This is a genomic window from Microcoleus sp. OTE_8_concoct_300 (assembly GCF_031383065.1).
In the GTDB taxonomy this organism is placed as follows: domain Bacteria; phylum Cyanobacteriota; class Cyanobacteriia; order Cyanobacteriales; family Microcoleaceae; genus Microcoleus.
On the sequence record NZ_JANMZH010000609.1, the window covers coordinates 1 to 6,779 of the forward strand.

Sequence of the window (6,779 nt, forward strand, 5' to 3'; positions counted from 1 at the left end):
TCCCACAAACTTGTGGAAGTTATTTAATTCTCATTCCTAAGTCGCGACCCAATTAAGCAATTTTCACTTTCCTCAACTGAGAATTTACCAAAAGTTTGCTAGCATCGTCAGCCGAGAGGGCCGGGCTGAAATAGTGACCCTGAATTTCTCGATAGTGGAGCGATCGCAAACACTCCAACTGCTCTTTAGTTTCTACTCCTTCGGCTACAACACTAAAATTCAAATCTCGCCCCAGGGTCGCTACAGCATTGGCGATCGCCCGTTCGCACGGATCAGTCGTCAGTTGGCTAACCAACGACCTGTCTATTTTTAAGATATTCAAGGGCAACTTTTTGAGATTATTTAGAGAACAATAACCCGTGCCGAAATCCTCCAGTGCAATCTGCACTCCCATATTCTGCAAATCCTTCATAACTTTTGTGGTATAATCCACATTTTGAATTGCTGTACTCTCGGTAATTTCTAACTCTAAATACTTGGGTGCTAAACCAGTTTTTTCCAAGCAGTTCGCTACCATTTGTAATAAATTAAATTGCTGGAACTGCCGAGCCGAAACGTTGACTGCTACCCGCAAATCTGGCTGCAAAGCATCCTGCCAAGCTTTATTTTGAGTGCAGGCAGTTTCCAGCACCCATTCCCCAATAGGTACAATCAGTCCGTTCTCTTCGGCGATCGAAATAAATGTAGCGGGAGTAACTAAACCTAATTCTGGATGGTGCCAGCGCAGCAGGGCTTCCATACCCTGAATTTTCCAAGTAGTGATGTTTACTTTTGGCTGGTAGAAAACCTCAAATTGTCCCTGCTCTAGAGCCTGGTGCAGCCTGCTTTCTATAGTTAGCGAGTGGCTGCCGTGGGGAGTAATTGTTGAAGTATATAACTGATAGTTATTTCTTCCCATTTCTTTAGCGCGGTACAAGGCGGCATCGGCATTTTGGACTAAAGTTTCGGCATCTTCACCGTCATCGGGATAAACGGCAATGCCGATGCTGCTGCTGATGTGAAACGCCTGTTCTTCTAGTTTAAATGCTGGCTTTAAATTGTTGAGTATTCTTTGAGCTGTTTTAACTGCATCTTCTAAGCAACTGATGTCGGGAAGGAGTAGGGTAAATTCGTCGCCTCCCCAGCGGGCTACCGTATCAGTCGATCGCAAAGTCTCGCTGATGCGTCCGGCAAAACCTTCTAACAGGCGATCGCCCGCAGCGTGACCTAGTGTATCATTAATCTTTTTGAATTTGTCCAAGTCTAAAAACATCACAGCTAGCATTTTTTTGGTTTTTTTAGCTTTTTTTAATGACGCCAGCAGCCGCTCGTTAAAAAGTAGCCTGTTCGGTAAACCCGTGAGTTGGTCGTAAACAGCTTGATAGCGGAGAATTTCTTCAGCTTGCTTGCGCTGAGTGATGTCCATCATCGTGCCGATCGCCCTTACTGCTTTGCCACTTTCATTGCGGATGATGTACCCGCGATCGAGCACAAAAACATATCCCCCCTCTGCACGGCGAAAGCTGTATTCCTCCGACCAACTTTTAGCATCTGAGTTCATTATTTCCTTGAAGCTTAATATCACTCTTTCCCGTTCTTCGGGATGAATATTTAGCCACCATGATTCTAAATCTATCGTCTGAGTTTCGTTGAGTTTGTATCCAAATACTTTTTCAAATTCTTTACTCAACCAATACTCATTTTTCAACAAATCCAAATCCCATACTGCCTCACTTGTCGCCCGCGTCAGCAGGTGAAAGCGTTCTTCGCTTTTGCGGAGTTTTTCTTCGGATTGCACGCGTTCCGTTACATCCCGAAAACTGAATACTCGACCAGTAATTTGGCCTTCCGTGCACTGCGGCAGCGAGTAGCGCTCCAACATTCTGCCATCTTTAAACTCGAGGATATCAAAACTTTCTGCGGCCGGGCGATCGGACAATTCTTTAGCGCGGTTGAGAAAGATTTCCGGGTATTTTAACTGGTTGATTCCGAAACCCAAAATTTGGTTGTTATCTCTCAAATCGAGCAGGAAATCCGGCACCTGCCACATTTGGGCAAACTTACGGTTAAAGGTGACAATTTTTCCTTGGCCGTCAACCGCCAGAATGCCGTCCGCAGTAGATTCAATCGTTGCCTGAAGCAAGGAAAGAGATGTTTCTAGTTCTAGCTTTGCTAATTTGCGATCGCTGATGTCAAACGCTGTGATTAATATTGACGCTTTTCTCTCAAATTTGATAATATCTACAGTTGCTTCAATCCAGCGTGTTTCTCCGGTTTTCGTGAGAATTCTTACTTCATATTTTGAACCGGCACTTGATCGTCGGTGGCTGGATTTACCCCAGTTTTTAACTATTTCTATAAAATCTCGATGAATTAAGTCGTATAAATCCAACGCTAGCAATTCTTCGCGAGTATATCCAGTCAGAGCTTCAGTCTGAGAATTGACATAGCGCAACTGTCTGCAGTGATAGATCAATGCAGCAGCATTAACAGTTTCTATCAGTTGCCGAAACTTTTTTTCACTGCGCCGCAAATCTCTTTCAGCCCGCTTGCTCTCGGTAATATCTTGTGCTATGTACAACTTGCCGGTGACCTCGCCTTTGCCGTCGCGAATAGTTGAAATAGAAAGCAGTACAATTATTTTTTTGCCATGTTTAGAAACGTAGACTTTTTCGACGTTGCGGACAGAACCTTCTGCTGTTAAATTTGCTGATTCTAACTCTGGCGCCGGTGATTCAGTTTTCTTAAAAAGTCCGGCTATTGGTTTGCCTAACAACTCTTTTTTAGAGTAGCCCAAAAGTTGACAGGTAGTTTGGTTTAAGGATAGGATATGACCGCCCGGGGTAACCGCAATTATCGAGACGTTCATTTCCTCGCAAATATCGAGGGCATATTCGGCAGTTTGCTGCAAATCTTGGGTCATTTTGGCAACAGTATCCCAGATATCCTGTTCTTTTTTTGGAGGCAACACTTTCTCTGCTTCTGGTAACTTGTCCTTCTCTGTTTCAGACTTCTGTTTGCGGGAGCCGATCACCTGGGATAAGATATTTACTGTATGCGTCCTGGTTAATAAGGAGATTACTACTGAAATACAAGCCAGATAAGCACAGATTGTTATTAACCTCAAACTACGATCTTTTCCCGTAATTTCCTGAGATTGAATAAAATTGTCGCTCGGTAAATTTACTGGTTGTATTTGGGATAATTTATCGAACAATAAGCCAGCGCTTACAGAAGCAGAAGGGCGAGATGCCGATCGCAAATAGCTATGTTTCTCAGGCGCCACCAAAATGGCTCCTAGAGCGCGATTGCCGTCTCCATTCCCTACACTTGCCAGCAATATTTTTGTATTAAGGCAACATTCCACACCAAAAATAGCAGCAGTTAAAGATCCCAAAATTAATCGATGTGTAATTTTCATATGCTCCTGTTCCTCATTTTCAATAGATGCTTTTTCGCTGTCAAAACCCTGAAAACATTTGAGTGGACGTAGAGGTAGGAAAGGCAAAGAGATCGAACCTGAATTTATGTTAATTTGGTAAGTGGGATTTTCAACACAAATAAATTAGGCTCGTAACTAATTATAATTTTAATCTGAATTTACAATGTGTCATTACCCATTGTGCCACAAATTATAAGCCATTATACCTATAGATCGGCCCTGAGTACGCTAAAATTAGATAATTCCTGCAAGGAGGCGGCCGGGATTGGTTATAAAAATAAACCATTAGCTTAAAATCGATGCAGAGCTCCACTAATTGAACCAGTCAACGACGGTGGTCTAAAGACACGCTTGCTTGGGGCCTTTGACTTAAACCCGAGTTGACAGTCATGCGTAGCTGCGTACTACGTTAGCGGTAAGAGTTCAAGACCTACCACGGAATGCTTCGCATAGTTCCTTGCCAAGATAATTTTAGGATTAAACAGATTTATTGGGTTAAGTCAGTGTCCTAGATAGAGTACCAAGCGTAAACTTTGGCCCAGGCTAACATTACCCCTCTGATGGAGCCTCATAAAGGAGCGAATATTATGCGATCGCGGGTTGCGACCTTTGAGGTGGTAATTTTCCCACAGCTCGTACATTACATTCATTACACCTTTTCTAGCAATCCCCCTGTAATGGAAAGATTCACTCGCTTATTGAAATCCCCGAGTCGTTTCCCGGGCGGGCCCTCTTGGGGACGCTCGTTTCCCACTTACCGAATTTTTTTATGAGTCAGACGATCCCAGAACTCCAAAAAGAAGTCCGCGCGCTGCAAGCAGAAGTTGCCGCCCTGCAACAGTCGCGGGAAAAACTTGGCGTACAGCGCTCAGAGTGCCGACTGGCAGTCAGTTTTCCCAAGAATAATACTCAAAAGGCCATTGCCGAGTTCCATCAGCAAAATGCTGCTTTTGGGGATCAGTGGTTGCAGCAAATCCAGGAGATTGACCAAGAGACTAAAATTACTGAAAAGAAACTGCAACAAAAACAGGCTTTACTGACCTACAAACAAGCTGAAATAGATAAATTGGTTGCCGGACAGCACTGGCAAGAACTAGAAAACCAAGTTCAAACCGGGGAAAAGCGCTTGCAAGCACAAGCTCGCAGAATCAATCAAGCAGCAGCGCAGCTAGAGGCAGAAATCCAAGCTTTAAAAGCACTGTACGACCAACTAAATCCCAGTTATTCCGAGTGGTTTCAACAACCAACTCAAATAGTCAAATTTTCTGCAACAACTATTCCTTACGCTGTTCCCAGCAGCAGCGGGTTGATATTGGAAAACAAGGAGATTGAATGGGAAAAAAAGTAGTTTTGAAGGGTGAATTTTGAACCTTGAATTAGTAGGAGTGAATGTCGCTGTCGAATCACGCAAGAAGCAAGAGACATAAGGGCGGCGACATTGAAAGGTTTTTACCTGCTTTCTTAGCTCAATAAAAAAACACAAAACTGGCTCGACCGCAGCTAATGTTAAGAGTTTTGAGTTTCATTTTTTGAAACAGGCTTATTTTCAAGTCTGGTGTCAATGTAAAATCTAAAATCTAACAGTCCAGGACGTATCAACCGGGTTATCCGAAAAGACTTTGTTGCAGCCCTCGCTCCCGCTAAAAAACCCGGTTTATGAGAGTGAGGAGTGCTTAAGCCCTGTCTAAAATCTCAAATAGACTTACTGATGAAACAATTGATTTGGATAGCGCTATTTATTCTGGTTGCGCTGACGGCTGCTGGTTGGGGTTCTGACTCGTGGCAGCGGTTGTCGGCTGTACCCGAAGTTTGGATCGATCGCAATATCCACACTTCCCAAAACCCGTCTCCCTTACCGCTTCCTGCTGAAAAAAATGCTTTTTTTCAACCCCAAATTGACCCCTCCCGGTTGTGGAAACACGTCGATACTTTAGCAGGAGAACGCGAGGGAGAACGAGCTCGCTCTTTTACGAGAGACTACATTTCCCAGCAACTGCAAACATTAGGATTTTCCGCAGAGTTGCAGCGGTTCGATCGAGGAATCAACGTCTTCGCTGAGAGAAAAGGAACTGACTCAAAGGCCGGTGCAATTTTAGTCGCAGCACACTACGATACTGTACCCAACTCGCCCGGGGCTGACGATAATGCGACGGGAGTTGCTGTAGTTTTAGAAGTAGCAAGATTGCTGGGTTCTCGCCCCACTCCTCGGACATTGCAAATAGCATTTTTCGACAGGGAAGAAATCGGACTTTTAGGCAGTTTAGCATTCACCGGTAGCGAGGCGCGGTTAAAAAATTTGCAGGGAGCAATTGTCCTGGATATGGTAGGTTATGCCTGCCGCACGCCCGGATGCCAGCAATATCCCGAAGGATTGACAGCGCAACCTTTTCTAGAAGCATCGGGGGTAACTTCTCCCGACAAAGGCGAGTTTATCGCTGTGATTGGGGATGCGGAACATCCGCTGCTATTGAAAAGTTTTGCGGAGTCTGGAAAAGCCGATTTGCCTGCGGTGGTGGCGCTGCCGATTCCCCTGAAAGGGTTGCTGACTCCCGATGTTTTGCGCAGCGACCACGCGCCTTTCTGGTATAAAGGAATTGGTGCTGTGTTGGTGACGGATACTGCAAATTTGCGATCGCCCCACTATCACCAATCTAGCGATACATTAGCAACTATCGATCGACCTTTTTTCGCCGGTTCTGCTCAAATTATTGTTAATGCCGTGGCTAAATTATTGGAAATTCAGTAATTGGTAATCGGTAATTGGTAACTACTCGTTACCAGGCTCTGCCTGGTAACGCATATCCGGAGGCTTGCCTCCAATTTTCCCACGCCAAGCAAGCGAGGCAGAGCCTCTGGACATAGGTTCCTAGGCTGAGCCTAGGAACCAGCTAAATAACAAATAACAAATAACAAATAACAAATGACTAACAAAGAAAGCCTGCAACGGCATTTACGGCAACTAGACAATCGAGGCTACAAAGCCTACAAAGACATTCAAGGTAAGTACGACTTTTCTGACTTCACATTAATTATAGATTACGTGCAGGGAGATCCGTTTGCTTCTCCCAGTAAATTTAGAGTCAGAGTTCCGCCAAACATTGCTCAACTTCCCCGCGAACTTTTCAACTCTCGCAGTCGAGAAATAGCCTTGCGAGATTACCTAACTCGCCAGTTTGACCAAGCAGCACACAGCCTCAGCAGCAAGCGCGGCACTGGGAAAAGCGGTTTGATTGCAGTGACTCGCTTCGGACAAGAAGTTTTAGAGCGAACTTCCGCATTTATCATTTCCTCACATACATCCGATATTGAAGATTTAGGAGGAGTTGAACTGCGATTTGCCGTCGGACTTCCAGCGAGT

Annotated in this window: 4 protein-coding genes; 3 read left to right on the forward strand and 1 reads right to left on the reverse strand. The window is 44.7% G+C overall.

What is annotated here, in order from left to right; genetic code table 11:
- Positions 1–52: 52 nt before the first annotated feature.
- Positions 53–3,400, reverse strand: coding sequence for an EAL domain-containing protein (locus ACUVJL_RS28040; RefSeq protein ID WP_445248842.1), 3,348 nt, complete (start codon positions 3,398–3,400; stop codon positions 53–55).
- Between the two features lie 790 nt (positions 3,401–4,190).
- Between ACUVJL_RS28040 and ACUVJL_RS28045 the strand changes: the two genes are divergently transcribed.
- The 3 genes from ACUVJL_RS28045 to ACUVJL_RS28055 all read left to right on the forward strand — a co-directional run.
- Positions 4,191–4,769, forward strand: coding sequence for a hypothetical protein (locus tag ACUVJL_RS28045; protein WP_445248843.1), 579 nt, complete (start codon positions 4,191–4,193; stop codon positions 4,767–4,769).
- Positions 4,770–5,129: 360 nt separating this feature from the next.
- Positions 5,130–6,167, forward strand: a complete 1,038-nt coding sequence (locus ACUVJL_RS28050; RefSeq protein ID WP_445248844.1) for a M20/M25/M40 family metallo-hydrolase — start codon at positions 5,130–5,132, stop codon at positions 6,165–6,167.
- 174 nt (positions 6,168–6,341) lie between these two features.
- On the forward strand, positions 6,342–6,779 hold a 438-nt coding region (locus ACUVJL_RS28055), incomplete at its 3' end, for an ABC-ATPase domain-containing protein (protein WP_445248845.1).